The 25,749-nt window shown below is 70.2% G+C and carries 26 protein-coding genes; 13 read left to right on the top strand and 13 right to left on the bottom strand.

Going from position 1 to position 25,749, the window contains the following annotated elements; all coding sequences use genetic code 11:
- Nucleotides 1-510 precede the first annotated feature (510 nt).
- Nucleotides 511-666 (top strand): hypothetical protein, encoded by a 156-nt coding sequence (locus ACWEQO_RS33320; protein ID WP_452986302.1) that lies wholly within the window; start codon nt 511-513, stop codon nt 664-666.
- Between the two features lie 200 nt (nt 667-866).
- Here ACWEQO_RS33320 and ACWEQO_RS33315 read toward each other — a convergent pair whose 3' ends face one another.
- Nucleotides 867-2,552 carry a fumarate hydratase gene (locus tag ACWEQO_RS33315; RefSeq protein WP_452986301.1) on the bottom strand — a complete coding sequence of 562 codons (1,686 nt, stop codon included), beginning with the start codon at nt 2,550-2,552 and terminating at the stop codon, nt 867-869.
- A 241-nt stretch (nt 2,553-2,793) separates the two neighbouring features.
- Here ACWEQO_RS33315 and ACWEQO_RS33310 point away from each other — a divergent pair, with 241 nt between their 5' ends.
- Together ACWEQO_RS33310 and ACWEQO_RS33305 are read left to right on the top strand one after the other, a co-directional pair.
- A complete protein-coding gene (locus ACWEQO_RS33310; RefSeq protein ID WP_361451697.1) occupies nt 2,794-3,483 on the top strand; it encodes a DUF1707 SHOCT-like domain-containing protein in 690 nt (229 codons plus the stop codon).
- Between the two features lie 226 nt (nt 3,484-3,709).
- Nucleotides 3,710-4,087 (top strand): WhiB family transcriptional regulator, encoded by a 378-nt coding sequence (locus tag ACWEQO_RS33305; RefSeq protein ID WP_361451700.1) that lies wholly within the window; start codon nt 3,710-3,712, stop codon nt 4,085-4,087.
- Nucleotides 4,088-4,252: 165 nt separating this feature from the next.
- Here the strand turns inward: ACWEQO_RS33305 and glpX are convergent, their stop codons facing one another.
- On the bottom strand, nt 4,253-5,287 hold the full coding sequence (gene glpX / locus ACWEQO_RS33300) for a class II fructose-bisphosphatase (protein ID WP_361451703.1): 1,035 nt from the start codon (nt 5,285-5,287) through the stop codon (nt 4,253-4,255).
- A gap of 124 nt (nt 5,288-5,411) precedes the next feature.
- On the opposite strand from glpX, the gene ACWEQO_RS33295 reads away from it, so the two are divergent.
- Nucleotides 5,412-5,957: a DUF4245 domain-containing protein gene (locus ACWEQO_RS33295; RefSeq protein WP_361451706.1), complete on the top strand. Its 546-nt coding sequence runs from the start codon at nt 5,412-5,414 to the stop codon at nt 5,955-5,957.
- Between the two features lie 77 nt (nt 5,958-6,034).
- Here ACWEQO_RS33295 and ACWEQO_RS33290 read toward each other — a convergent pair whose 3' ends face one another.
- From ACWEQO_RS33290 to xseA, 3 genes are all read right to left on the bottom strand, one after another.
- Complete coding sequence (locus ACWEQO_RS33290) at nt 6,035-6,625, bottom strand: malonic semialdehyde reductase (protein WP_361451709.1); 591 nt, start codon at nt 6,623-6,625, stop codon at nt 6,035-6,037.
- Nucleotides 6,626-6,769: 144 nt separating this feature from the next.
- Nucleotides 6,770-7,045 carry an exodeoxyribonuclease VII small subunit gene (locus ACWEQO_RS33285; RefSeq protein ID WP_361451712.1) on the bottom strand — a complete coding sequence of 92 codons (276 nt, stop codon included), beginning with the start codon at nt 7,043-7,045 and terminating at the stop codon, nt 6,770-6,772.
- A 9-nt stretch (nt 7,046-7,054) separates the two neighbouring features.
- Complete coding sequence (xseA, locus tag ACWEQO_RS33280) at nt 7,055-8,263, bottom strand: exodeoxyribonuclease VII large subunit (protein ID WP_361451715.1); 1,209 nt, start codon at nt 8,261-8,263, stop codon at nt 7,055-7,057.
- Nucleotides 8,264-8,428: 165 nt separating this feature from the next.
- Between xseA and ACWEQO_RS33275 the strand changes: the two genes are divergently transcribed.
- Nucleotides 8,429-9,466 (top strand): 4-hydroxy-3-methylbut-2-enyl diphosphate reductase, encoded by a 1,038-nt coding sequence (locus ACWEQO_RS33275; RefSeq protein WP_361451718.1) that lies wholly within the window; start codon nt 8,429-8,431, stop codon nt 9,464-9,466.
- Nucleotides 9,467-9,587: 121 nt separating this feature from the next.
- On the top strand, nt 9,588-10,334 hold the full coding sequence (gene ppgK, locus ACWEQO_RS33270; RefSeq protein WP_361451721.1) for a polyphosphate--glucose phosphotransferase: 747 nt from the start codon (nt 9,588-9,590) through the stop codon (nt 10,332-10,334).
- Between the two features lie 56 nt (nt 10,335-10,390).
- On the opposite strand, the gene ACWEQO_RS33265 is transcribed toward ppgK, so the two are convergent.
- On the bottom strand, nt 10,391-11,014 hold the full coding sequence (locus ACWEQO_RS33265) for a DUF6542 domain-containing protein (protein WP_361451724.1): 624 nt from the start codon (nt 11,012-11,014) through the stop codon (nt 10,391-10,393).
- A gap of 183 nt (nt 11,015-11,197) precedes the next feature.
- Here ACWEQO_RS33265 and ychF point away from each other — a divergent pair, with 183 nt between their 5' ends.
- Nucleotides 11,198-12,286, top strand: a complete 1,089-nt coding sequence (ychF, locus tag ACWEQO_RS33260) for a redox-regulated ATPase YchF (protein ID WP_361451727.1) — start codon at nt 11,198-11,200, stop codon at nt 12,284-12,286.
- 108 nt (nt 12,287-12,394) lie between these two features.
- Here ychF and ACWEQO_RS33255 read toward each other — a convergent pair whose 3' ends face one another.
- Both ACWEQO_RS33255 and ACWEQO_RS33250 read right to left on the bottom strand, forming a co-directional pair.
- Nucleotides 12,395-13,513: a tyrosine-type recombinase/integrase gene (locus tag ACWEQO_RS33255; RefSeq protein ID WP_452986300.1), complete on the bottom strand. Its 1,119-nt coding sequence runs from the start codon at nt 13,511-13,513 to the stop codon at nt 12,395-12,397.
- A gap of 24 nt (nt 13,514-13,537) precedes the next feature.
- Nucleotides 13,538-14,038: a helix-turn-helix transcriptional regulator gene (locus ACWEQO_RS33250; RefSeq protein WP_452986299.1), complete on the bottom strand. Its 501-nt coding sequence runs from the start codon at nt 14,036-14,038 to the stop codon at nt 13,538-13,540.
- A gap of 121 nt (nt 14,039-14,159) precedes the next feature.
- Between ACWEQO_RS33250 and ACWEQO_RS33245 the strand changes: the two genes are divergently transcribed.
- The 4 genes from ACWEQO_RS33245 to ACWEQO_RS33230 all read left to right on the top strand — a co-directional run bounded on the left by ACWEQO_RS33245 (nt 14,160) and on the right by ACWEQO_RS33230 (nt 18,702).
- Complete coding sequence (locus ACWEQO_RS33245) at nt 14,160-14,354, top strand: helix-turn-helix domain-containing protein (protein WP_121715062.1); 195 nt, start codon at nt 14,160-14,162, stop codon at nt 14,352-14,354.
- Nucleotides 14,355-14,870: 516 nt separating this feature from the next.
- Nucleotides 14,871-16,124 carry a DUF3631 domain-containing protein gene (locus ACWEQO_RS33240; RefSeq protein WP_452986298.1) on the top strand — a complete coding sequence of 418 codons (1,254 nt, stop codon included), beginning with the start codon at nt 14,871-14,873 and terminating at the stop codon, nt 16,122-16,124.
- A gap of 180 nt (nt 16,125-16,304) precedes the next feature.
- On the top strand, nt 16,305-17,015 hold the full coding sequence (locus ACWEQO_RS33235) for a hypothetical protein (protein ID WP_452986297.1): 711 nt from the start codon (nt 16,305-16,307) through the stop codon (nt 17,013-17,015).
- Nucleotides 17,005-18,702: a relaxase/mobilization nuclease domain-containing protein gene (locus ACWEQO_RS33230; RefSeq protein ID WP_452986296.1), complete on the top strand. Its 1,698-nt coding sequence runs from the start codon at nt 17,005-17,007 to the stop codon at nt 18,700-18,702. Before ACWEQO_RS33235 ends, ACWEQO_RS33230 begins: the two co-directional genes overlap by 11 nt.
- 134 nt (nt 18,703-18,836) lie before the next feature.
- On the opposite strand, the gene ACWEQO_RS33225 is transcribed toward ACWEQO_RS33230, so the two are convergent.
- The 5 genes from ACWEQO_RS33225 to ACWEQO_RS33205 all read right to left on the bottom strand — a co-directional run bounded on the left by ACWEQO_RS33225 (nt 18,837) and on the right by ACWEQO_RS33205 (nt 23,404).
- Complete coding sequence (locus tag ACWEQO_RS33225) at nt 18,837-20,138, bottom strand: hypothetical protein (protein ID WP_452986295.1); 1,302 nt, start codon at nt 20,136-20,138, stop codon at nt 18,837-18,839.
- Between the two features lie 250 nt (nt 20,139-20,388).
- Nucleotides 20,389-20,934, bottom strand: coding sequence for an HAD domain-containing protein (locus ACWEQO_RS33220; RefSeq protein WP_452986294.1), 546 nt, complete (start codon nt 20,932-20,934; stop codon nt 20,389-20,391).
- A gap of 35 nt (nt 20,935-20,969) precedes the next feature.
- Nucleotides 20,970-21,662, bottom strand: a complete 693-nt coding sequence (locus ACWEQO_RS33215; RefSeq protein WP_452986293.1) for a class I SAM-dependent methyltransferase — start codon at nt 21,660-21,662, stop codon at nt 20,970-20,972.
- Nucleotide 21,663: 1 nt separating this feature from the next.
- A complete protein-coding gene (locus ACWEQO_RS33210; protein WP_452986292.1) occupies nt 21,664-22,575 on the bottom strand; it encodes a phosphotransferase family protein in 912 nt (303 codons plus the stop codon).
- Between the two features lie 79 nt (nt 22,576-22,654).
- On the bottom strand, nt 22,655-23,404 hold the full coding sequence (locus tag ACWEQO_RS33205; RefSeq protein ID WP_452986291.1) for a hypothetical protein: 750 nt from the start codon (nt 23,402-23,404) through the stop codon (nt 22,655-22,657).
- Nucleotides 23,405-23,627: 223 nt separating this feature from the next.
- Here ACWEQO_RS33205 and ACWEQO_RS33200 point away from each other — a divergent pair, with 223 nt between their 5' ends.
- A complete protein-coding gene (locus tag ACWEQO_RS33200; RefSeq protein ID WP_452986290.1) occupies nt 23,628-24,983 on the top strand; it encodes a tetratricopeptide repeat protein in 1,356 nt (451 codons plus the stop codon).
- Between the two features lies 1 nt (nt 24,984).
- Entirely contained in the window at nt 24,985-25,521 is a 537-nt protein-coding gene (locus ACWEQO_RS33195) for an NUDIX domain-containing protein (RefSeq protein ID WP_452986289.1), read from the top strand.
- Nucleotides 25,522-25,749: the final 228 nt, after the last annotated feature.

Raw genomic sequence — 25,749 nt, 5'->3', positions numbered from 1 at the left:
AGCCCGGACGGCGGTAGCCAGCCACCGCCGTCAGGCCGAGCCCCACAGACCGGCGTCACCTTGCGCCAAGTCACGATCTACGGCTGGAGTACTAGGCTTACCAGCTGTCGAGGATTCGGGAGTTGCCTTCCATTGAGAACCTTTCCAATGGCCTGGTAGTTCAGGGTGGCAGGGGCTGAATCGTCAAGTTTGAGTCCCAAGGCTATTTGGCGCAGTCCTGGGCGCCCGGCAGTCGCATAGGCCTTATGCAAGGTGATGAGCATCTCTCGGTGAGGACCTGGAGGTACTTGGTCCTCACCTGGCATCGCCACCCCGCGCTTCCCCCGCACAGTGCCCATCCCCAGCCCCCAAGTGTTTCTAAGTGTCTCCGCCGTAGCTTCTCATGTGTGCTTGCCTCAGTTCAGTGAGTCACTACAGCTCGCGAAGTGTCTACATGTGACGCGGACCGAACACCTGCTCTGGCCGGCTGTCGATGCTGGTAGCACCGACTAGCCCGAGGGGGAATGCCTCATGCATGACAGCAAGAAGCCGCGGAATGGCGCTGAACGGCGTGTGCTCACAGGCAAGATCAAAGAGACGGTGGCGGTGACGTTCGTCCAAGTGACTCTTACGGCTGTGCTGAACGTTTTTGGCGCGGTACTCCTGGTGTGGCTCAGCAGCCGTTGACAAACCAGCGGCGTAGTGCACGGACCGAGTCGCCATGAATGGCCCCAGCGGTCGCGGACCGGTACTGAACTCCCCTGAGCCGACACCGGTTTGAGAGGAGCTGCGCGGCCTTCGGGTGGTCATGCTGATCTAGGGGAACCGAAGCAACGCGAGAGCCCCCGGCTCAGCGCCGGGGGCTCTCGGCAGGCGTCGCTGCTGGGTCAGCCCAGGCCAGGACCCCGTACCGGGATGCTGGTGAACGTCGGCTGAGAGAGTTGCTGCGGGCTGAAGAAGTCGTTGCCCTTGTCGTCGACGACCACGAACGCCGGGAAGTCCTCGACCTCGATCTTCCAGACCGCCTCCATGCCGAGCTCCTCGTACTCCAGGACCTCGATCTTCTTGATGCAGTCCTGGGCGAGCCGGGCGGCCGGGCCGCCGATCGAGCCGAGGTAGAAGCCGCCGTGCGCCGCGCACGCGTCGGTGACCTGCTTGCTGCGGTTGCCCTTGGCCAGCATCACCTTGGAGCCGCCCGCCGCCTGGAACTGCTCGACGTAGGAGTCCATGCGGCCGGCCGTCGTCGGGCCGAAGGAGCCGGACGCGTAGCCCTCGGGCGTCTTGGCCGGACCGGCGTAGTACACCGGGTGGTCCTTGAGGTACTGCGGCATCTCCTCGCCCGCGTCCAGCCGCTCCTTGATCTTGGCGTGCGCGATGTCGCGGGCCACCACCAGCGGGCCGGTGAGCGAGAGCCTGGTCTTGACCGGGTACCGGGTGAGCTCCGCCAGGATGGCGTCCATCGGCTGGTTCAGGTCGACCTTGACGACGTCGCCCTCCTCCTCCGACTCCAGCTGCTCGTCCGTGGTCTCGGGCAGGAACCGCGCGGGGTCCTTCTCCAGCTGCTCCAGGAAGACGCCCTCGGCGGTGATCTTCGCGACGGCCTGACGGTCGGCGGAGCAGGAGACGGCGATGGCGACCGGGCAGGACGCGCCGTGCCGCGGCAGGCGGACCACGCGCACGTCGTGGCAGAAGTACTTGCCGCCGAACTGCGCGCCGATGCCGATCTTCTGCGTCAGCTCGAAGACCTTCTCCTCCAGCTCCTTGTCCCGGAAGCCGTGGCCCAACGGGGAGCCCTCGGTGGGGATCTCGTCGAGGTAGTGCGCGGAGGCGTACTTCGCGGTCTTCAGCGCGTACTCGGCGGACGTGCCGCCGACGACGATCGCCAGGTGGTACGGCGGACAGGCGGCCGTGCCGAGCGAACGGATCTTCTCCTCCAGGAACTTCATCATGGAGGCCTCGTTCAGGACGGCCTTGGTCTCCTGGTAGAGGAAGCTCTTGTTGGCCGAGCCGCCGCCCTTGGCCATGAACAGGAACTTGTAGGCGTCGCCGTCGGTGGCGTAGAGCTCGATCTGGGCGGGGAGGTTGGAGCCGGTGTTCTTCTCCTCCCACATGGTCAGCGGCGCCAACTGGGAGTAGCGCAGGTTGAGCTTGTGGTAGGCGTCGTAGATGCCCCGGGACAGGGCCTCCTCGTCGCCGCCCTCGGTGAGGACGTTCTGGCCGCGCTTGCCCATGACGATCGCGGTGCCGGTGTCCTGGCACATGGGGAGCACGCCGGCCGCCGAGATGTTGGCGTTCTTCAGCAGGTCCAGGGCGACGAACTTGTCGTTGGACGAGGCCTCGGGGTCGTCGATGATGCGGCGCAGCTGGGCGAGGTGGGCGGGGCGCAGGTAGTGCTGGATGTCGCGGATGGCCTCTTCGGCGAGCTTGCGCAGCGCCTCGGGCTCCACCTTGAGGAAGGTCCGTCCGTCGGCCTCGAAGGTGGAGACACCTTCGGAGGTCACCAGCCGGTAGGGGGTGGTGTCCTCTCCCATGGGGAGCAGATCGGCGTACTCGAACTCAGGCATCTCGCCCATTCCTCACTCGACAGACGGCCGCCCGCCTCCGTTGGCGGGCGCTCACCAGCGTATGGCCTGTCGGCGCGGGCGGGCTTGTGAGGTTGTCCTCAGTGGTTCCCGGAAGCCCGGAAGGCCCGAAGGTCCCGAAGACCCCGAAGGCCCTGAAGGTCCCGAAGGTGTTGACGGGTTCCGGACTCGTTCACGAGTAGTTCCCGACAGGGGCTGGTCGCGATCTATCGCGTTTGGGTACGCTGCTGTCGTGGACCTTCAGAAGCACGCCCAGCCCCGGGACGGCGCCGCGCCGGCCGCCGACCTGCGCGTCTCGGACGCCGACCGCGACCGTGTCGCCGACCTCCTGCGCGAGGCCCTCGCGGAGGGCCGGCTGACCGCCGACGAGCACGCGGAGCGTGTCGAGGGCGTGCTGGCGGCGAAGACGGCGGGCGAGCTCGAGGTGTTCGTCCGGGACCTGCCGGCCGCCCACCAGGGGCGCGCGGTCCATGCCTCGGCGCCGAGCCGCCCCACCGCCGGAGCCATCCCGGTGGACCCCGACGAGAACGTGGTGGCGGTCTTCAGTTCCGCCACCCGCAAGGGCCGTTGGCGGGCCGGCCGCCGCATCCATGTGTACGCGGTCTTCGGCAACGTCGAAATAGACCTCAGCGAGGCGCTCTTCGACCACCAGCAGGTCGTGATCAAGGCCTTCTCGGTCTTCGGCAACGTCGAGGTCCGGGTCCCGCAGAACGTGTCGCTGCGCGGTATGGGCGGTGGCGTGCTCGGCAACTTCGAGGTCGCCTCGCTGGACGCGGAGGACCCCGAGGCCCCGGTGGTCTACGTGGACGGCTGGGCGGTGCTCGGCAATGTCGAGGCGCGGCCCAAGCGGGGCAAGCTGGTGGCGGACATCCTCGACCGGGTGCAGCGCTCGGTGGACAAGCGCAGGGGCCTGGACCGCTGACGTCCTGCCGCCCTGACGTCCTTTTGTCGTGACGTCCTGGTGCTCCGGTTGTTGTGACGTCCTGAGGTTCCGGCGCTCGTGCGGCGTCCGTGGGGCGCGGGGGCGGTCCGTGCCGAATTCCGGTGCCGGAAGCGGCGGTTCGGAACTCAGTGCATAGGCGTGCGCACAGCGGGTAGGCCTTGCTGCATCGTCTCTCGCTCGCGAAGCCGTCGTCAGGAGTAGACCCGTGCCGCAACCGCCGCATTCGTCCCTGCAGGTAGCTGCCGTTCCGGCCCAGCGGGTGCCGACGCGAGACAGGGACCAGGACGCGCCCTGGCACACCGAGGCGGTGTGCCGGCGTGACGAGGCAGGACTGTTCTTCGCCCCCTCGAAGGAACCCACGGCCGCCCGGCTCTCCCGCGAGGAGGCCGCCAAGCGGGTCTGCGGCCGCTGTCCGGTGATGGTCGAGTGCCGGGAGCACGCCCTGCTCCAGCCCGAGCCCTACGGCGTCTGGGGCGGCCTGACCGCCGCCGAGCGCCGAGTGGTCCTGGCCCGGCGCCGCCGCCGCGACCTGGAACTGCAGAAGGCGGCGCGCACGACGGGATCCATAGCGGCGGCCGGCTGACCGGCCCCGACCGCAGGGGTTGTACCTCCGCGCCCCGAAAGGGGCGCGGAGGGCTGCGCGCCCAGCCCCGTCGGACCCGCACCGTCCGACGAGACCCATGGGGCGGGGCCCACGGACCGCACACCCGTGGCCCCCCGGCACAACCCCCTGGCGAACCCCGCGGAGCTACCTCGCCCGGTCGAAGTCCACCGCGCTGTAGGCGCGCAGCTTGCTCAGCCGGTGCTCGGAGTCGATCCGGCGGACCGTGCCGGACTTGGAGCGCATCACGATGGAGTCGGTCGTGGCGGTCTCGGAGCGGTAGCGCACCCCGCGCAGCAGCTCGCCGTCGGTGATGCCGGTGGCCACGAAGAAGACGTTCTCCCCGGTGACCAGGTCCGCGTCGGTCAGCACCCGGTCGAGGTCGTGCCCCGCGTCGATCGCGCGCTGCCGCTCCGCGTCGTCCTGCGGCCACAGCTTGCCCTGGAGGGTGCCGCCGAGGCACTTCACGGCACAGGCCGAGATGATGCCCTCGGGGGTGCCGCCGATGCCGAGCAGCAGGTCGATGCCGGTGCCCTCGCGCAGGGCGAGGATCGAGCCGGCCACGTCGCCGTCGGAGATCAGCTTGATGCGTGCCCCGGTCTCCCGGATCTCCTTGATGATGCCCTCGTGCCGCGGCCGGTCGAGGATCACCACGGTGACGTCCTCGGGCGTGGCCCGCTTGGCCTTGGCGACCCGGCGGATGTTCACGGACACCGGCGCGTCGATGTCGACGAAGTCGGCCGCCTCGGGCCCGGTGACCAGCTTGTCCATGTAGAACACCGCGGACGGGTCGAACATCGAGCCGCGTTCGGCGGCGGCGAGCACGGAGATCGCGTTGGTCATGCCCTTCGCGGTCAGCGTGGTGCCGTCGATCGGGTCGACGGCGATGTCGCACTCGGGTCCCGTCCCGTCGCCCACGCGCTCCCCGTTGAAGAGCATCGGGGCCTCGTCCTTCTCGCCCTCGCCGATGACGACGACGCCGTTCATCGAGACGGTGGAGACGAGGGTGCGCATGGCGCGTACCGCGGCACCGTCGGCGCCGTTCTTGTCGCCCCGCCCGACCCAGCGCCCCGCGGCCATCGCCGCCGCCTCGGTGACCCGGACGAGCTCCAGGGCGAGGTTGCGGTCGGGAGCTTCGGAGGGCACATCGAGTTCGGACGGCAATTGATGGTGTTCGGTCATCGGAGCGCACCTTTCTGTACGACGACGGCCGGATGAGGGTATGAGGTCGACTCTAGCGCCGGGATGACAAAATGAGCAGGGGACCCCACGGATGAGCGCGACGGGCACCTGCGACGATAGGGGTGTGGCAGGAACGAACAGCACGCAGAAGTCGGCCCGGGACATGGTTCTCTCCCTGGGTCTCATCTTGCTCGCCGCGGGAGTGATCTGGCTGTTCAGCCCGCATGACGAGTCGGAGCCGGATCTCAAGCGGGTCGACTACCGGGTCGACCTGCTGACCGCGCGCCGCGCCGCCTCCTACGCGGTGGCCGCGCCCGAGGGGCTGCCCGAGGAGTGGAAGCCCACCTCCGTCCGCTACCGGGGTGAGGACTTCGAGTCCTGGCACCTCGGCTACCGGGCCCCCGACGGGCAGTACGTGGCGGTCGAGCAGTCCACCGAGAAGGCGGTGGTCTTCATCGAGGACGCGACCCAGGGCGCGGAGAAGACCGGGACCACCCAGGAGATCGACGGCAGGACCTGGACCCGGTACGAGGGCGACCACTACGACGCGCTGGTGCACGAGGACCCGGAGGGCCCGACCACGGTGGTGACGGGCACGGCCTCCTTCGACCAGCTGGCGCGGATGGCCGAGGCGCTGCGCGCCGAACCCGCCGCACCGGCGTCCGACTGACGGGCGTACGGCGCACCGGCACGCGAAAGGGCCCCCGACGGATTCCGTCGGGGGCCCTTCGGTCCGTCCGGTGACCGTCAGACGGTGGTGACGACCTCGTCGTACTCCAGGCGCGGGCTGCGCGGGAACCAGGCGTTCTCGCCGGGACGGCCGATGTTGACGACCATCAGCGGGGTGTGGTCGTCGTCGAGGAACTCCTTGCGGATGCCCTCGAAGTCGCAGCCGGTCATCGGTCCGGCGGCCAGGCCCGCGGCGCGGACGCCGATGATGAAGTACGCGGCCTGCAGGGCGGCGTTCAGGGAAGCCTGGCCCTCCCGCATCGAGCGGTCGCCGGCGAACATGTCCTTGGCGCCGGGGAAGTGCGGGAAGAGCCGCGGCAGCTCCTCGTGGAACTCGTTGTCCGCGGAGAGGATGGCGACCAGCGGGGCGGCGGCCGTCTTGGTCGCGTTGCCCTCGGCCATGTGCTGGACGAGACGCTCGCGGGCCTCGGGGGAACGGACCAGGGTGACGCGCAGCGGCGACTGGTTCATGGAGGTCGGGCCGTACTTGACCAGGTCGTAGATCGCCTGAATCTGCTCGTCGGTCACCGGCTCGTCGGTGAACGTGTTGGCGGTGCGCGCCTCGCGGAACAGCAGGTCCTGGGCGGCGGGGTCAAGAACGAAAGACATGGGGTGAACCTTCTCGGGGTGTAAGTCGGATCCTGGGCCAAGTCCGTGGGGGTGCCACGTATCGGCTGACGGGAACGACGCTACGCCAATGAAGTTCAACTTTCAATTAAGCGTGGAATCCGGTGGCCCACCTCACAGTCGGGGTCAGTCGTCGGCTCCCCGCCCGGAGCCCCCGGCGCCTTCGCCCTCGGCCTCCTGCGCGAGCGCCGCGTCCAGCCGGGCCCGCGCCCCGTCCAGCCGGCGCCGGCACACCTTGGCCAGCTCCTCGCCCCGCTCCCAGAGCGCGAGCGACTCCTCCAGCGTCGTACCGCCCGTCTCCAGGCGGCGTACGACCTCGATCAACTCGTCCCGCGCCTGCTCGTAACCGAGCGCCTCGGCCTCGGCCGAGGCCGCCGTCGACTGGTCCTTCTTGCTGGTCATCCGCCCACCCTACGCATCGACTCGGACTGTGAACTCACCCTCGGACACCCGTGCCCGCAACACCTCACCGGGCTCCACCCCGCCCGGATCGCGCACCGCCCGCCCGTCGGCCCGCTGCAGCACGGCGTACCCGCGCTGGAGCGTCGCGGCGGGGGACAGGGCCACCACGCGCGCGTGCGTGTGCGCCAGCTCGGAGTCGGTCCGGTCCAGCTGGTGCCGCAGGGAGCGCCGGGCCCGGTCGAGCAGCGCCGTGACCTCCCCGGCCCGCGCGTCGACCATCCGGTACGGATCCTCGATCGACGGCCGGGCCAGGGCATGGGCCAGCCCCCGCTCCTCCCGGTCGACGAACGCCTGGACGCAGCGCCGCGCGCGGTCGCGCAGCAGCCGCACCCGCTCGTACTCCTCGCCCACGTCCGGGACGACCTTCCTGGCGGCGTCCGTCGGGGTGGAGGCCCGTACGTCGGCGACATGGTCCAGGAGCGGGCTGTCCGGCTCGTGCCCGATCGCCGAGACGACCGGCGTACGACAGGCCGCCACCGCCCGCACCAGCTGCTCGTCGGAGAACGGCAGCAGGTCCTCCACGCTGCCCCCGCCCCGCGCGACGACGATCACGTCCACCTCGTCGACCGCGTCCAGCTCCTTCACGGCCTGGACGACCTGCGGCACCGCGTGCACCCCCTGCACGGCGACGTTGCGCACCTCGAAGCGGACGGCGGGCCAGCGGCGCCGGGCGTTCTCCAGCACGTCCCGCTCGGCGGCCGAGGCGCGTCCGCAGACCAGCCCGATCAGCCGCGGCAGGAACGGCAGCGGCTTCTTCAGCTCCGGCGCGAAAAGGCCCTCCCGGGCGAGGGACTTCTTCAGCTGCTCCAGCCGGGCGAGCAGCTCCCCGACCCCGACCGGCCTGATCTCGGCGGCCCGCAGCGACAGCTGCCCGCGCGGGGCGTACCACTCGGGCTTGCAGTGCACCACGACCCGCGCGCCCTCGCTCACCACGTCGGCGACGGCGTCGAACACCTGCCGGTAGCAGGTGACGCCGACGGAGACGTCGTGCGAGGCGTCCCGCAGCGTCAGGAACACCACCCCGGCGCCCGGGCGCCGCGACAGCTGGGTGATCTGCCCCTCGACCCACACCGCGCCGAGCCGGTCGATCCACCCGCCGATGAGCCGCGACACCTCACCGACCGGGATGGGCGCTTCCGCAGACGTGTTGAGAGCCATGCCGCGAGAGTAGTGGGCGCCACCGACAACGCAGGCCCTCCCGCTCACCGGCGGTGCGAGTCCGCCCACTCGCCGGCGGCGCGGGCCACCCCCGTCCGCCGGCGCCCACCGGCCCGCACCGTTTCCCCGGACGCGATCACCGGCCCGCCGGACGCGGCCCTTACGATGGGACGCATGACCGCTTCGTCTGGCCGCCGTGTCCTGCTCGCCGCTCCCCGGGGCTACTGCGCGGGCGTGGACCGCGCCGTGATCGCCGTCGAGAAGGCCCTCGAGCAGTACGGGGCCCCCGTCTACGTCCGGCACGAGATCGTGCACAACAAGTACGTCGTGCAGACCCTGGAGAAGAAGGGCGCCGTCTTCGTCGAGCAGACGGAGGAGGTGCCCCCGGGCAACATCGTCATGTTCTCCGCGCACGGCGTGGCCCCCGTGGTCCACGAGGAGGCCGAGCGCGGCCGGCTCGCCACCATCGACGCGACCTGCCCGCTGGTCACCAAGGTGCACAAGGAGGCGGTCCGGTTCGCCAAGGAGGACTACGACATCCTCCTGATCGGGCACGAGGGCCACGAGGAGGTCATCGGCACCTCCGGCGAGGCGCCCGACCACATCCAGCTCGTCGACGGCCCCGAGGACGTCGCCAAGGTCGAGGTCCGCGACCCGTCGAAGGTCGTCTGGCTCTCCCAGACCACGCTCTCCGTCGACGAGACCATGGAGACCGTCGACGCGCTCAAGGACAAGTTCCCCCAGCTGATCTCCCCGCCCAGCGACGACATCTGCTACGCCACGCAGAACCGTCAGCTCGCGGTCAAGCAGATGGGCGCCGAGGCGGACCTGGTGATCGTGGTCGGCTCGCGCAACTCCTCCAACTCGGTGCGGCTGGTCGAGGTCGCCAAGCTCGCCGGCGCCCGCGCGGCCCACCTGGTGGACTTCGCCGACGAGATCGACGAGGCCTGGCTGGAGGGCGTCTCCACGGTCGGCCTGACCTCGGGCGCCTCGGTGCCGGAGGTGCTGGTCGAGCAGGTCCTGGAATGGCTCGCGCAGCGCGGCTTCGAGGACGTCGAGATCGTCAAGGCCGCCGAGGAGTCCATCATCTTCTCGCTGCCCAAGGAGCTCCGCCGCGACCTGCGCGAGGAGGCGGCGGCGCTGGTGGCGGAGCGCGGTGGCGCCGGAACGGCGGACGGGCCGGGGGCGAACTCCGCGGGGTGACCCCGGTGAAGATTCCGGAAGGATCCGGAGGGTTCCGGAAGATTCCGGAAGGTTTCGGAGGGTTGTGGAGAGCGGCGGCACCCGGTTCGGTGGCCGTCGCTTTCCGGCATACCGTAGGTTCATGCAGATCTTCGGTGTGGACATCGGCGGTTCCGGGATCAAGGGTGCCCCGGTCGACCTGGACAAGGGGGACCTCGCGCAGGAGCGCCACAAGGTCCTCACCCCGCAGCCGTCGACGCCGGACGCGGTGGCCGACGGCGTCAAGGAGGTCGTCGACCACTTCGGCTGGTCCGGGCCGGTCGGCGTCACCTTCCCGGGCGTGGTCACCGACGGCACCACGGTCCGTTCGGCGGCCAACGTCGACAAGAGCTGGGTCGACACCGACGCGCGCATGCTGCTCGGCGACCGCCTGGGCGGCATGCCCGTGACGGTGGTCAACGACGCGGACGCGGCGGGCATCGCCGAGGTGCACTTCGGCGCCGGCCGGGGCCGCCGGGGCACGGTCATCCTGCTGACCTTCGGCACGGGCATCGGCAGCGCCGTGTTCGTGGACGGCCTCCTCGTCCCCAACACGGAGCTCGGCCATCTGGAACTGCACGGCCACGAGGCGGAGAAGCGGGCCTCCAGCAAGGCCAGGGAGGACCACGACCTGACGTGGGAGCACTGGGCGCGCCGGGTGCAGAAGTACCTGGCCCATGTGGAGATGCTGTTCTCGCCGGAGCTGTTCGTCATCGGCGGCGGCGTCAGCCGTAAGTCCGACAAGTTCCTGCCCCACATCCACGGCATCAAGGCCGAGATCGTCCCGGCGCAGCTGCAGAACAACGCGGGCATCGTCGGGGCGGCGATGCGGGCGGCCACGGGCGTGTGACGCCCTGCGGCGGACCCGGTCCAAAGCCCGGTCCGCGCCGGAGCCCGGTCCGCCGCTCAGGCGCGGAGCCGGCTCCGGGCGGCGGCGGCCCTGCGGTTGAGCAAGCGGACCGTCCGCATCCTCCGGCCGAGCACGATCGCACCGGCGACGAGGGTGCCCCCGTAGAGCCAGCCGGCCTGGGTGGCGAGGCCGGTCACCATGCCCATCAGCCAGCCGCCGCTCCCGCCGTCGTCGACCAGGGGGAGGAGACCCAGGGCGAAGGCGATCGGCACGATCACGGGCGCGGTGAGCAGGTCCCCCTCGCGCACCCACAGCGCCGTCAGCACGCACACCGGCAGGAACAGGACGCTGTACACGGTCTGGGCCGACCCGAACAGCAGCGCGACGAGGAACCCGAGCGTCAGCATCACGACCCCGCAGAACAGCCCGCCGCCCAGCCCGGTGAGCCGTGGGTTCGGCAGGTTCCGGGCGGCGGGGAGAACGGGCCGCCGGGCCTGGGCCGGGCGGGCCGGTGCCGGCTCCGGGCGGGGGCGTGCGGGCCGGGCAGCGGGCCGGGCGGACCGCGCGACCCCGCCCCCGGGTGCCCGCCCCGCCTGCGGGGGCAGCGGCGGCCGGGGAGGCCGGGGCGGCCTGTCGCGTCGCGGTCCATACCGGGCGGTTCGCGTCCTGGGTTGCTCCACTGGACCAACTTAGGTCTGTTTATGTGCCGAATAGCCCGTCAGACACGCCGGGAAGCGAAGACCGTCCAGACGTTCGACAGGTCGCCGGGGAGGCGGGCGGGCACGCCGTAGACTGGTGGATCGGCCCGCGCAGCCCAGTCGTCGGGTCCTCGTCCCCCAACCTCACGTACGGGAAGTCGCAACGTGTCGCTCACGATCGGAATCGTCGGCCTGCCGAATGTCGGCAAGTCGACCCTGTTCAACGCCCTGACCAAGAACGACGTGCTGGCGGCCAACTACCCGTTCGCCACCATCGAGCCGAACGTCGGCGTGGTCGGCGTCCCCGACGCCCGCCTGGCCAAGCTGGCCGAGATCTTCGGCTCCCAGCGCATCCTCCCGGCCACCGTCGACTTCGTCGACATCGCGGGCATCGTCCGCGGCGCCTCGGAGGGCGAGGGCCTGGGCAACAAGTTCCTGGCGAACATCCGCGAGTCCGACGCGATCTGCCAGGTCATCCGCGCCTTCAAGGACGAGAACGTCGTCCACGTCGACGGCAAGGTCTCGCCGAAGGACGACATCGAGACGATCAACACCGAGCTGATCCTCGCCGACCTGCAGACCATCGAGAAGGTCCTGCCGCGCCTGCAGAAGGAGTCGCGGATCAAGAAGGACGTCGCGCCCAAGGTCAAGGCGGTCGAGGAGGCCAAGGAGATCCTGGAGAAGGGCGACACCCTCTTCGCCCACGGCATCCTCCAGGGCAGCGAGCGCGCCGAGCTCCTGCACGACCTGCACCTGCTCACCACCAAGCCCTTCCTCTACGTCTTCAACGTCGACGAGGACGAGCTGATCGACGAGGACTTCAAGAACGAGCAGCGCGCCCTGGTCGCCCCCGCGGAGGCGATCTTCCTCAACGCCAAGCTGGAGGCGGACCTCGCCGAGCTGGACGAGGAGGACGCCATGGAGCTGCTGGAGTCGGTCGGCGCCGAGGAGCCCGGCCTCGCCACCCTCGCCCGCGTCGGCTTCAACACCCTCGGCCTGCAGACGTACCTCACGGCCGGCCCGAAGGAGTCCCGCGCCTGGACCATCAAGCGCGGCGCCACCGCACCCGAGGCCGCCGGAGTCATCCACACCGACTTCCAGAAGGGCTTCATCAAGGCGGAGGTCATCTCCTTCGCCGACCTCGTCGACACCGGCTCGGTCGCCGAGGCCCGCGCCAAGGGCAAGGCCCGCATGGAGGGCAAGGACTACGTCATGCAGGACGGCGACGTGGTGGAGTTCCGCTTCAACGTCTAATACGTTCGGCGAAAGGCCGTCTGACCTGCGGCGGAGCGGGTTGGGCGGCCTTTGCGGTCCGCACAGAGTCCGCAGCGTGCTGGATGAGTCCGGCACGCGGGGGAGCGGTTACGCCGCTTCGTCGACCTGTGGCCGGGCACCGGCGGACTGGTCCGCGTACGCCTTGTCGACCGCGGCTCGGGTCCGCTCCTCGGAGTCGGGCCACAGGTGGGTGTAGATGTTCAGCGTCATGGCCGCGTTGGTGTGGCCGAGGCGCTCGGAGACCGTCTTCACGGACTCGCCGTGCTTGATCAGCAGGCTGGCGTAGTGGTGCCGGAGGGCGTGGGGTCCGGTGCCCTTCGGTATGCCGGCCTTCGCGCAGGCGGGCCGCCAGGACCCGTCCATGAAGTGCGTGTAGACCACGGGTCCGCCTTGCGGCGCCGTGAAAATCCAGCTCTCGGGCCCATCGGCGGGAAAGTCCTGCAGGTGGGCCTTCATCGCAACCACCGCCATGCGGGGGAGCGGGACCGTGCGGTGCGAGCGAGCGGTCTTGGGCGGGCAGACGTACACGCCGTGCTTGGCGGTCTGCTGGATCTGCTGCTCGACCGAGACGGTCGCGTGCAGCAGGTCCACGTGCCGGAGTTGCAGGCCGAAGAGCTCGCCGGGGCGGAGCCCGGTGGCGGCGCCGAGCAGCACGAGGCCCTTGTAGCGGGACGGTATCTCCTCGGACAGCGTCCGCACCTGCTCGACGGCCAGCGGCACGATCTTCTTCCGTGGCACCGAGGGCAGCTTCGCCTCGGCGCATGGGTTGTGAGGGATCATCCGGTCACGAACGGCCGCCCGAAAGACGGCGTTGACCGTGTTGAAGACCGTCCGTGAGGTGCTTGCGGCCAGCCCGTGAGCGGTGGTCAGGCTGGTGACCCAGCTCTGCACGTCGCCGGGCTTGATGGCGCCGAGCGCCCGCTTCTCCCAGGCCGGGTAGACGTAGCAGCGCAGGTGCTGGGCCACCGCCTTGGCCGTGGAAGGCCGGTGCGGCTGGATGGCCCGCCATTCCTCCGCGTACTCCTTGAAGGGCTTCTTCGCCGATCGCGGGTCGACGTACTGACCGGTGACCAGGCTGGCCGTGACCTCGTCGATCCATCGCTGGGCGTCGACCTTACGGTCGAAGTGGCGGGCGTGCTCCTTGCCGTCGAGGTCGCGGTAGCGGGCCCGCCATTTGCCGTTGGGGCGCTTCTGGATGTTGGCCAAGTGGCTTCTCCTTCGTGTCGGTTGTCAGTAGTGGCCGCCGTCCTCGATGTCGCTGCTGAGGGTGCGAGCGTCCCGCTCGTCGCCCATGAGGCGGAGGCACTGCTCGTGGATCGCCCGCGAGCTGTCGGGGTGAGCCTTGATGTGGTCGGCGATGGCGACCACGGCGTGGTGCAGGCGGTCACGCGCGTCTCGGGCCTCGTAGAACGCTTCGACGGCCTCTTGGACGAGGCGCCGACTGTCGATGTCGAGCCCTTCCAGGGGCGGTGACATCAGCTCTTCGAGGGGGAGCTCGAAGACGCGGGAGAAGGCGAGGGCCTCGTCGAGGTTGATGCGTCGGCGAGGGGAGCCGTTCTCGATGCGCCAGACCGCTGTCTGGTTCATCTTGATGCCGGCTCTGGTCACCCGCTCCGCCAACTCGGTCGTGCTCCACCCTCTGACCTCGCGCTCCAGGGCCACGCGCGCGGCCACGTTTCCCTCGCTGTAGAGCAGCGGCACCTCGCCACCCTGGGACTTGTCGCCTGCCATCGAACCTCCATCGTCACCGTAGCTATCCCAATTGAAACATGGGCTTCCCGATTTGGGTAACCGCCGATCCTGGGGTACAACGTTATGCAGATCGAATCGTCATCTAGCCGAATGGGAATGCATGCGATACCTGACCACCACCGAGGTCGCCGAGCGCTACCGCACAGCCGAGAGCACCGTCCGCTACTGGCGCCACATTAAGAAGGGGCCGCTCGGCATCAAGGTCGGCAAGCGGGTGCTGTACCCCGAGGCCGAGCTGCTGCGCTACGAGCGCACGCTGATCGACGGCCGAGACGAGTGGGGCCTGGCCTCATGAGCCGCCGGCAGGCCCGGACACAGCAACGGCCCCGGCGGGCGTACGCCGAGGGCCGGGGATTCCCCTGCACGTCGCCCATCCCTGAACGAACGAACCGGTGAGGGGCGGGACCTTGCCCGTCCCGTCCCTCACCTGAGAGGAACGTCTATGGAGGACTCTACGTCCCCCGCCACCCCGAACGCATCCGAGATTGTCTGGCCCGCCGCCGTGGTCCCCGGCCAGGGCATTCCCTGGCGCGACGGGGACCGAAGCGGGGACCGAACAGAGTCACGGTCCCCTGCTGCACACGCCAGCGGCGATGCTTCGACGGGTGTTCCGGTCGGGGACCGAAACACCCCCATCGCGGCACCTGTGCAGGTCAGTGCCCTGGGGACCGGTCCCGCCGGAGCGGAAGCCGGGGACCGGGCGGAGTCTTTCGGCCCGCTGGTCCCCGAACCGGGTCCCCGAATCCCGGACGAGCGCGGTACGCCCCGAACGGATGGTGAGGGCCACGGTCCCCACGAATCTGCGGGGACCGTGGCCCCCGACGGGGGATCGGGGACCGGGGACCGCGCCGGTTCGAGCGACGAGACGCCCGACGAAGGAGCAGCGCTGCTGGATGACCTCCGTGCGGCGATCGGTCGGTATGTGGTGCTGCCGAACGACGAGGCCCTGACGGCGGTCACGTTGTGGGTGGCTGCCTCCCATATCCAGCCCGCTCTCCAGCACGCGCCACGGCTGGCGGTGGTGGGACCGACCAAGGGCTGTGGCAAGTCCCGAGTCCTGGACGTGCTCCACGAGACCGTGCACCAGCCGATGATGACGGTGAACACCTCGCCTGCGGTGGTGTTCCGCGTCATCGGCAAGAACCCGCCGACTCTGCTGGTGGACGAGGCCGACACCATCTTCGGCCCCAAGGCCGGCGACAAGGAGGACCTGCGCGGTCTGCTGAATGCCGGGCACCAGCGCAACCGGCCCGCCTGGCGAATATCCGGCCCGGAGCACAAGCCGACGGCGTTTCCCACCTTCGCCATGGCCGCGCTGGCAGGCATCGGCGACCTGCCGGACACGATCATGGACCGGGCGGTCGTGCTCCGCATGCAGAAGCGCAGGCCGGGCGAGCGCATCGCCCCGTTCCGCTCGCGGTACTCCGTTCCGGAACTGAACGCGCTGCGCAACCGGCTGGCCGTATGGCTGGCCCCGCTGCGCGGGGCAGCGGAGCGGCTGGTGCCACCGATGCCGGTCGAGGACCGGGCCGCCGATACGTGGGAGCCGCTGGTGATCGTCGCCGACCTGGCCGGCGGACACTGGCCCTCGCAGGCCCGTGCCGCCTGCCTGGCGATGACGCGCAACGAAGTGGTCCAGGACGAGCAGACGACGCTGAAGACGCGGCTGCTGCGCGACATCCGCCGCGTGTTCGAGCAGGAGGGCAACAAGGAGGCGCTGCGCAGCCACGACCTGCTCGCCTCCCTCATCCAGGACGCCGAAGCGCCCTGGGCCGAGTACGGCACCAAGGGCCTGAACGCCTACCACCTGGCCAACCTGCTGCGCGACTTCGGCATCAGCCCGGCCAACCACCGCTTCGAGAACGGCAGGCAGGCCAAGGCGTACGCCCGCAACCAGTTCCTCGACGCCTGGGCCCGCTACTGCCCCGACCCCGCCCAACCAGCCCCCGCAGCCGACGAGACCGTGCCCGCACGTCGAACCCAGGGCAAGCCGCCGGCCCCTCCGTCCGGGACGCTGCCCATCGGCCCGCCCGGCGGGCCTGCCAGCCCCAAACTCACACGCTGACACCAGCTCCGTATCAATCCGTCGCATCCGTCCCCGCGCAGGTCAGCGCGGGGACGGAGTTCCTCGCCGATACGGATCACTCCGTACCTGCGACCGTCTCCGTACCTGTCCTGACCAGCTACGGGACGGATGCAACGGACGTGACGAAGCCCCACCCCACACGACCACCGGAGCACCACCATGCCCGAAACGAGCACCGACGACTCCCCCACCCGCCGTCGCAAGGGATTCTTCGGCCTGACCCGTCGATCAGCAGCAAGCTGGAGCGAACGAGCCTCTAACGAGGCTTCGTCCGCGCTTGCCCCCGCCCCAGGGGCGGCGGGGGAGAAGGCCGAGCGCCAGGGGGCGCCCGAGCCGGAGGAGGGCACAGCCGAGACCAGCTGCCCGCCCGCACCCGACCCCGTCGCCCCGAGCACTCAGCCGCCGACCGATGTCCAACCGCCCACCGAGCAGCCCTCCTGGCGGGACCTCGATGCCCCCGCCCTGCCCGCACTGATGAACCGGCAGCGCACCGTGGAGAAGCGCGACCAGGAGAAGACCATCCGCTTCACGCGAACCGCGGTGAGCGTGATCAGCGCCGCCGCTCACCAGCGCGGGCAGAAGTTCGCCGGATTCGTCGGCGACGCCGCCCTCGCCGTCGCCCTCGGCAAGGCAGGACTGGTCGGCAGCCCGGAGGACGACCCGGTCCGCCCGCTGATCGAGGCCGTCGAGGCACACACGGTCGCGCTGAACCGCATCGGCGGCAACCTCAACCAGATCACCGCAGCCATCCACCGGGGAACGGTGCCCGAGCGTGCCGAGGCGGTACTAGACCGCGTCGAGCAAGCCGCCGAGAACAGCTACCGACTGATCGACCAGCTCGTGACGGAAGGCACCGCGCATGGTTCCTGACGTCTCCACCGGCTCCAACACCCGCGGACTGATCGTCTACCTCTTCGGCCCCGGCCGCCGCGACGAACACACCGATCCTCACATCGTCGCCGCCTGGGACATGGCCGGTGCCCCCGATCCGGGCCGCGACCCGGCAGCCGCCTACTCCCTACTGGCCAAGCGCCTCGACCACCATGTCGACCTGCGCACCCGCGAGCTGGGCGGCAAGAAGCCACCTCAGCACGTCTGGCACTGCCCGGTCCGTACCGCGCCCGGTGACCGCTACCTCACCGACACCGAGTGGGCCCAGGTCGCCCGCCGCATCGTCCACGCCACCGGCATCGCCCCCGAAGGCGACGAGAAGGCATGCCGGTGGATCGCGGTGCGCCACGCCGACGACCACATCCACATCATGGCCACCACTGTCCGCGCCGACGGGCGCCGCCCGCGCACGCACCGCGACGGACAGCGGGCCCAAGCCGAGTGCCGCAAGATCGAGGCCGAGTTCGGCCTGCGCCGCCTGAAGTCCGGCGACCTCACCGCGCCCCGCACCCCCACCGGCGCCGAACGCGCCAAGGCCGAGCGCCAGGGCCAGACGGTCACGGCACGGCACTGGCTGCGCGAGCAGGCTTACGCGGTCGCCGCCGCCGTACGAACCGAAGCCGACTACTTCGCCGTGCTGCAGTCCCTCGGCATCAAGGTCAAGACGCGCATCGGCCCCGAGACCGGCGACGTGATCGGTTACAGCCTTGCCGCACCTGGCGACACCAACACGGCTGGCGAACCCGTCTGGTACGGCGGCTCGAAGCTCGCCCCCGACCTCTCCATCAACCGCCTACGCGAGCGCCTCCCCGACCAGGAGGTGGCCGACCGCCCGCGGTATGTGGCGGACCCTGCCGATCCATGGCGGCACACCACCACCGCCATCCACGCGGCGCACACCGTCCTCGACTCCGGCGACGATGCCGCCGCCCAGGGCTACCTGGCCGCCTTCGGTGATGCCCTGTACAACATCGCCAGCGCCACGAGCAGCCCACACCGGGCGGAACTGCGGGCGGCGGCAATGGCGTTCAACCGAGCCCGCCGCTCCGCCACCCGCGCCGACCACCAGGCCGCCACCGCCCTACGCAAGGCCGCCAAGGAACTCGCCTGCGCCTCCAACGAGCCGGGCGGACTCGCCATCGCCCTGCTCTTCGCCACCGTGCACTTGGCCCGCGCCGCCGCCAAGTGGCACGAACAGCGCGGCCACGCACAGCAGGCTGCTGCGGCCGAGGAAGCCTTCCGCCACCTCCAGGCGGGCTACCAGCAGGCCGCCGCGCCCGTCTTGGCGGACTTGGCCCGCCGCGCACCACGAGCCCCAACCGCCAGCCGCTTCGAACAAGACGTACGCGTGGCCCTCCCCGCCCACGCCGACCGGATCCTCGCCGACCCCACTTGGACCGCTCTGACCACAGCCCTCGCCCAGGCCGAGAGCGCCGGCCACAACCCCCGACGCCTCCTGGCCGAAGTGGGCACCCAGCGGGAACTCGACAGCGCCGAGCACCCTGCCGAGGTCCTCAACTGGCGTATCACGGCTCAGCCGAACCGGAGGACGCAAGCGGCTCGCATGCGAAGCGCCACCAGCGGCACCTCGGCCATGTCCGCCACGCCACACCCTCCGGCCACACCAGCGGCCATGAGGCCCGAAGAACGCAGTCGACACCGCTGACCCCGGCCAGCGCAGAGCTGCTCACGTTGATTCCCCACTCGGCCGGTGGTCTACGTCCCCGATATCGCTCGAGTGGACGAGATGTCGCTCCGGTCGGCCTCGCACTCAGGTGAGGCCGACCGGCGAACAACGCTTCACGAGCAGTTCCACTCCTCGCTGGGCAGTGCGTGCCACAGGTCGAGCCAGTCGTGGAGCAGGAAGAGGGGGCGGGTCAGGATGATGTCGCCGGCCCGCTGGGAGCGGATCGCCAGGCCGAGGTCGGCGAAGACCGGATCGCCAGCGACGCTGTACGCCAGGCTGCCAGGCCGTGTTGTGCGGTGGACGAGCCAGTCCTCCACGTGGGAAGGCGCGCAGCCGGTCAGCGGGGCTGCGTTCAGTCTCGCCTGGGGGCCGGTGAGGGCGTCTGCGGCGACGCGCCCCAGGCGGCCGTCGTGAAAGAGGGCCCTGATCCCGCTCTCAGTGAAGTCGGCGTAGTTGAGCTGCTGGTCTTCGCCGTGGTGGGAGTAGGACGAGACGGCCGGTCCTTCGCCGAGGACGCGGGTGATCTCCTCCAAGGTCATCCCGAAGTGCAGGGGGCCGACTCCTACGTACGGCGTGAACGTCCACTCGGCGCGCTCCTCCTCCCGGGCGATCCGCCACGGGCCGCGGTACCCCGCCTCGCTTCCAGGGGCGGCCACGGGCGGCTCGGGTGCTGGCTCGTGCAGGGCAGCCGGCATGGGAGCGGTCCGGTCCTCACGCCGGCGGCCGAGTCGTTCCGGAGCAGCGGTGTCCTCGGGTTGATCTTCCAGCCAGCGGATCGCCTGCTCCTGCTCCTGGCCGCCGAACGGGTCCTCCGCCAACTCGCCTGCCCGGTCCAGGGCCGCGCGGCGCTCCTTCTCCGCAGTGACGAGACCAGTGACATCCTCCCCCCAGGCAGCCAGCCGTTCTCGGGCGATCCACCGGTAGTACGAGTCCGCGCTCACGGCAAGGACCTCGCGAACGGCGGGCGCGTACCGGGGTACGGACGAGGCGAGGGCGGGGTCGGCCAGGAGCAGGGCGGTGGCCGCGAGCGCGGCCTCCTTCACCAGTGGATCGTCGGCGTCGCAGAAGTCCGCGATGCGGTCGTGGAGTGTTGGCCTTGCCGTTCGGGCGGCGGCCAGATTCTGCGCGGTGCCGACGCCGCCCTCGACGTCCAGGCGGGCGATGTCGGCGAACGAAGCCAGCCAGTTCAGCAGTTCGGCGCGAAGCGACCGCCGACCGGCCCTGCGCTCCCACCGGTCTTCGGCGAGGGTGCGCGGATCGTCGAGAAGACCGGCCAGGACCAAGGCTGCCGGAGCGGTCGCCGGAAACACCTGCTCCTGATTGAGGAGCAGCCGATACAGATCGCCTACCGCCCCTACCCGGCGGGCCGGGTCGGCGGCGAGCACAGCGCCGAGGATGTCCGGTGTGTCAGGCACACCGTGCCGGCCCGTACAGACGTGCGGCAACTCTTCCCAGGCGGTGCCGGCGAGCTCTGCCTGTGCTCTGGGTGGCAGGGAGCTGGCGGGAGCACCAGAAAGGTCTGGGGTCATCTCGTTGATCACGACCGCAGTGTTCCAGCCGACTCCGACATCAGCGCCGCCGATACGTGCCACAGACCGCAGGCGGCTCACGCTCGAGCAACACTCTGATGCCCTCTCTGCTCGTGGCAGCGAGGGCATCAGGGCGTCAGGCGGCGCGGGCTGTGGGTAACTGCGAGACCCACGTCGTGAGCCCGGTCAGGTGCTCGGGCTGCAGCCCGTGGTGTGGGTCGGGCTGAATGAGGAGGGTCGACGTTCCCTTCGCAGTGCGCTCCGCCGCCCATTCATGGTCGAGGCCGGTGAAGTCGTCGTCGATCCAGATGGCGGGGGCGTCGCCCAGCCAGGCGTCGACGTGGTCACGCTTCCACAGGTAGCCGTTGGGGTGGCTGGTGGTGATCTGCGGACGCGGGAGATCGATGTATGACAGGGTTGGAAGGCCGAGGAGCGGCCCGATGAGGGCGGTGGCGTCCTGGCGCCAGCTGGTGCACCAGACCGGGGTGATCAGGCCGGTGCGGATCACGTCCATGAGCATGGGGCCATGGGCAGGGTCGAGCCAGACGGTGACCGGGTTGTCGGCGCTCCGGCCGGTGGGGACGACGTCGTGGCGGGCGTGGGTGGCCGGGGTCGAGCCGTCCGCGTTGGGGAAGGGTATGAGGACGCCGTCGATGTCGAGGAGCAGGTAAGGCGGGCGCATCGGTTCCTCCGGGGGAAGCCGGGGCGAATGGCTGGTCAGAGCTTGCGGGCGCGGATCAGCAGGGTGGTGGGCCAGTGGCCCATGCGGGGGTTGTTGAACTCCTGGGCCGAAGTGAGCCAGAAGCCCGCCCGGCTGAGGTGCCTCTCCCAACGGTCGGTATCGAACTCCCATCGGGCGATGGGGAGCCGAGTGCGGTCGGGCAGGGTGACGAAGTCGCGGCGGGGCCGGTCGTCGCCGGAGGGGCTTCGACCGCCGCGCTGCGGGTGGGGGACAGAGAAGGCCAGCACTCGCCCGGGCGTGAGGCGTTGGGCGACGGCCGGGAGCAGGAGCTCGGGGGCGACGAGACCGATGGCTCCGAAGACGGAGTAGATCGCGTCGAACTGCTCGTCAGAGGCGTGCAGGCAGTGCAGGGCGTGGCCAGCAACGAAGGTGAGGTTGTTCAGCCGCCCGTAGTGGGAGCGGGCGCGGCGGACCTGGAGGCCGACCAGGTCGACGCCGGTGACGTGGGCCCCGTGGCGGGTGGCGAGGTGGGCGGCGTTGTGGCCGGGGCCGCAGCCGAGTTCCAGGAGTCGCTTGCCGCGCAGGTCGGGGCCGAGGACGTCGGCGCCGGGACCTTGGCCGGGTCTCGTCGTCCACTCCATCCGGGCGGGTACGGCCAGAGGTTCGGCGAGTCCGGCGGCAGTGCGCTGGACGGCGTGGGCGTGCCAGGGGGATGCCTGGGCGAGCACGTCAGATCTCCAGGAGGTGGAGGACGTCGGTGAGGTGGCGGCGGACGGCCTTGATGTAGGCGGGGTCGGTGGCCGGGTCGTTGATCCAGCGGATGGACTGCTCCATGAACCACTCGACGGCCCACATGCGTTGCCAGCCCAGGGCCCAGTTCTCGGCGGTGAGCCCGCCGCGCGGGGCGAGGGCGTCGGGGGTGCCGCCGGCGGTGACGTACTGCTCCAGGAAGACGCGCAGGCGCACGGGGTGCGGCGGATCGATGGTGCCGTGCCAGCTGGCGAGGTCGAGCAGGCCGGGGCCGGTGAAGGCGCGGGCGAAGTCGAGCAGCCGCCAGCCGTGCTCTCCGATGTGAAGGCTGGTGGGGTGGAACTCGGAGTGCACCCAGCCGAACGGTTCCAGCGTCGCTCCGGCCGAGCGGGCTTCGGCGGCCTGGGAGATACGGTCGAGCGCGTCCTCGACGTCGTCGGCGTCCTGCCACCGGTCGGCCTTGCGCAGCCGTTCGAGGTGCTCCAGCGCCCGGGCGGGGAGCGTGCGCAGCCGGTCCTGGTCGAGGACGGGCAAGGGCGGAGCCGTACGGGTGCCGTGCAGGACCACGGCCGCAGCGACGCCGTCGAGGTCGTCGGCCTCGCGGACGGACGGCCCAAGGTCCTCCATGAGCATGCCGAGCCAGCCGTCCAGAACGGCGGAGGCGTGGACCTGGGGGACGGGAACGCCGAAGGTGTGGGCCAGACGGAGGGCCTGGTCCTCGCTGTCGAAGGGCTTCTTGGCGTACTTGAAGACGGCCGTGGTGCCGTCAGGGAAGGTGACGCGCTCGACGCCGGACATGGACCACACGCGTACCTCCTCCCGTACGGCGGTGGTCTGGTCGGTCGCGGTGAGCAGGTTGTCGAGGAGTTCGGCACTGGGATTCGTGGTCACTTGAGGGCTCCGGGGAGGGGTGGTGGCGTCCGGGGCGGGCGAGGGATACCGGCCCGCCCCGGAGCCTGATCGGGTGGGGTTACGCGGCGGGGTTCACGCGGTGGGCGTAGACCTGCTCGATCCAGCCCGCCTTGAACGCGGCGAGGTCGTCACGGAAGTTCGCCATCGAGGCACCGTAGGGCGCGACCACGCCGCCGGACTGGTCCGGCACGGACTGGCAGCCGTGCACGAGCCGGCCACCGAGCGCGGCGTGAGCCTTGATGGACTCGATCCGGCGGTGCTCGTTGAACCAGCCGCCGTGGTAGACCTCGTCGAGCATCCCGCCCATCTCGTCGTCCAGGTCGAAGACGACGGAGGTGGCGGCGGGGAAGAACCAGCACGGGCCGACGTTGGAGATGTGTCCGTCCAGCTCGACCTTGTTGAGCGCCATGAGCGTGGCGGCCTCGCGGAGCATCCGCAGGTGGTCGGCGGTGATCTGCGGCAGGCCGAGGCCGGTCAGGTGCTCGTCGCGGAAGAGGTAGGCGTACACCTCGTATGCGGTGGCCACGACGCGGGCGGCGTCGGAGGTGGACTCGCTGTGCTGCTTGATGAAGTCGAGAGCGAGCTGCTCGACCGTGCTCTCGGTCGTCTCGTCCACCCCCAGGAGCTGGGACTTGACCAGCTCCCAGTCGGCGACGAGCCAGGTGTTCGACTCGAAGCGGAAGAAGTACTGGGCCGGGTCGATCGTGATGCGCCGGCCGTCGACCTGGATGCCGGGCAGGCGGCTCCAGCGCGAGTCGAACGCCTCGGGCAGCTCGACCGTGATGGCCGTGGTGTCGATGGTGGTCACCGTGTCTCCGTCTCTGATTGGCCGGGTTCGGGCACAGGAATGCCCGAACCTGGTGTGGGCGTAGGGAAGTTCGGGGTGCCGCCCGGACCAAGGGGGAGCCTGGATCACGGTCACGCCGTTCCGGGCGGCTGCTGATAAGTGAACCGGTGGTTACGCTCAGTGGGTACGGTGGAAGGCAGTTGAAGCGGTATACGCGGTTTACAGCTCCAGGACGGAGGCGATCGTGGCGGCGCAGAGTGAACCCAACTCCCGTCTGCGCGACGCCATCGACGCGGTCGGCTGCACCTACGAGGCCCTCGCCCGAGACGTGCGGCGGATCGCCGCCGAGAACGGCGAGATCCTCCAGACCAACAAGTCGGCCATCTCGCACTGGGTGAACGGCACCCGCACCCCTTCGGGCCGGGTAGGTCCGTACCTGGCCGAAGCGCTGTCCCGCCGAGCGGGACGCACGGTCACCCAGACCGAAATCGGCCTCCAGGCCGGTGATACCGAAGAGTCGGCGGAATCCGACCCCGTCCTCGCCGTCACCGACCTGGGCCGCGCCGACGTCGAGCGCCGCCGCTTCCTCGCACTCGCGGCCTTCACCACCGCCGGCGTCGCCATGCCGCTCGTCTATGACCACGAAGCTACCGCCCGCATGCTCCGCGCCCGCACTGGTACGTCCCTGGTCGGGGCGGAGGACGTGGACGTCGTACGCCAGATCACCGCGGCCTTCAGCGCCGCCGACGAGCGCCTCGGCGGCGGGCACGGCCTGACCACCGTCACCGCGTACCTCGCCGACACAGCCGCTCCCATGCTGCGCGGACGCTTCCCCAGCGAAGCCTTACGCCGGGCCGCCTTCGGCGCCGTCGCCGAACTCGCCTACCTCGCAGGGTGGAAGCACCACGACCTCGGCCAGGAAGGCGCCGCCCAGCGCTACTACCAGGTCGGCTACAAGCTCGCCTGCGAAGCCGACCCCCACGGCCACGCCGCCTGGATGATGCGCGCCCTCGCCCACCAGGCCCTGAGTCTCAAGCAGCCTCACCACTGCGTCGACCTCGTCGAAGGCGCCCTACGCGCAGGTCTCGGCCACGTCGACGGTCAGACCGAGGCGCTCCTCCACATCACCCACGCCCGCGCCTACGCCGCCACCGACGAGAACCCGTCGGCCGCACGGGCCCTCCTCGCCGCCGAGGACGCCCTCCTACGAGACGATGGCCCCCAGCCCAGCTACTCCCGCGTGAGCGGCCCCGCCGCCGGCACCGTTGCCAGCCACACCGCCCGCACCCTGACAGACCTCGCCGACCACATCGGTACCGAACAGCAGCACCGAGACGCCCTCACCCGCTGGGACCCCGAGAAGTACAAGCGGGTCCACGCCCTCACCCACGCCGACCTCGGCGACAGCCTCGCCGCCCAAGCCCGCGCTGACGAGGCCGTCGCAGCCTGGGCTCAGGCCCTGGTCCTCATGGAGGGCATGACCTCCGACCGGACCCGGAAGGCGATCACGTCGATCCGCTCCACTCTCGCGGTCTACCAGCGCCGCCGCGTTCCCGGCGCCGCAGATCTCGCCCGCCGCGCCCGCGAGGCCCTCGCCTAGCATGCCCAACAACCCGCCCGACGAAGGGAACACCGTGACCCAGCAGACCGACGACCAGCCCAAGGCCCTCAAGCCGGCGCTCGAATCGATGACCCTGCTGGTCGCGGCCGTCATCGTCCACGACAAGGCCACCAACCGCGTCGTCCTCCTCCAGCGCAGCGAGAATGCCAAGTTCGCCCAGGGCATGTGGGACCTCCCCGTCGGCAAGAGCGAGCCCGGCGAGCCCATCACCGAAACCGCGGTCCGCGAGCTCTACGAGGAGACCGGCCTCACAGTGAAGCCCGAGTCCCTCAAGGTCGCCCACATCATCCATGGCGCCTGGGGCGTCGAAGCCCCCAACGGCTTCCTCACGGTCGTCTTTGCCGCACATGAATGGACCGGCGAACCCGAAAACCGCGAACCCCGCAAGCACTCCCAGGTCCTCTGGGTCGACGCCAACGCCATCCCCGAAGCCTTCGTCGACACCACAGCCAGCGCGCTCCATCACTACTTGAACAACGGATCGGAGGTCTCCCTGGACGGCTGGCAGGCATCGTGAGAATCACGATGCCTGCCAGCCGTCCAGGCGTCGCACTTCTTGCCTTCGCTGGCTGCGACCGACGGTGCGCAGGCTCGGCCGAGACGACGCTCCCGAGCAGCTGGGTGGCCAAGACGTCTGAAGCCCCCCAGCTTTAGAGCTCGTAACACGATCATGATCGGGCTTTCTTGAGACGTCTCCAGCAGATCAGGCTGCAGGCCAGGGAGACGAAGGCATCGTGGAGTTCGG

Source organism: Streptomyces sp. NPDC004051 (genome assembly GCF_053604275.1).
This window is presented reverse-complemented; position numbering and strand designations above follow the sequence as displayed.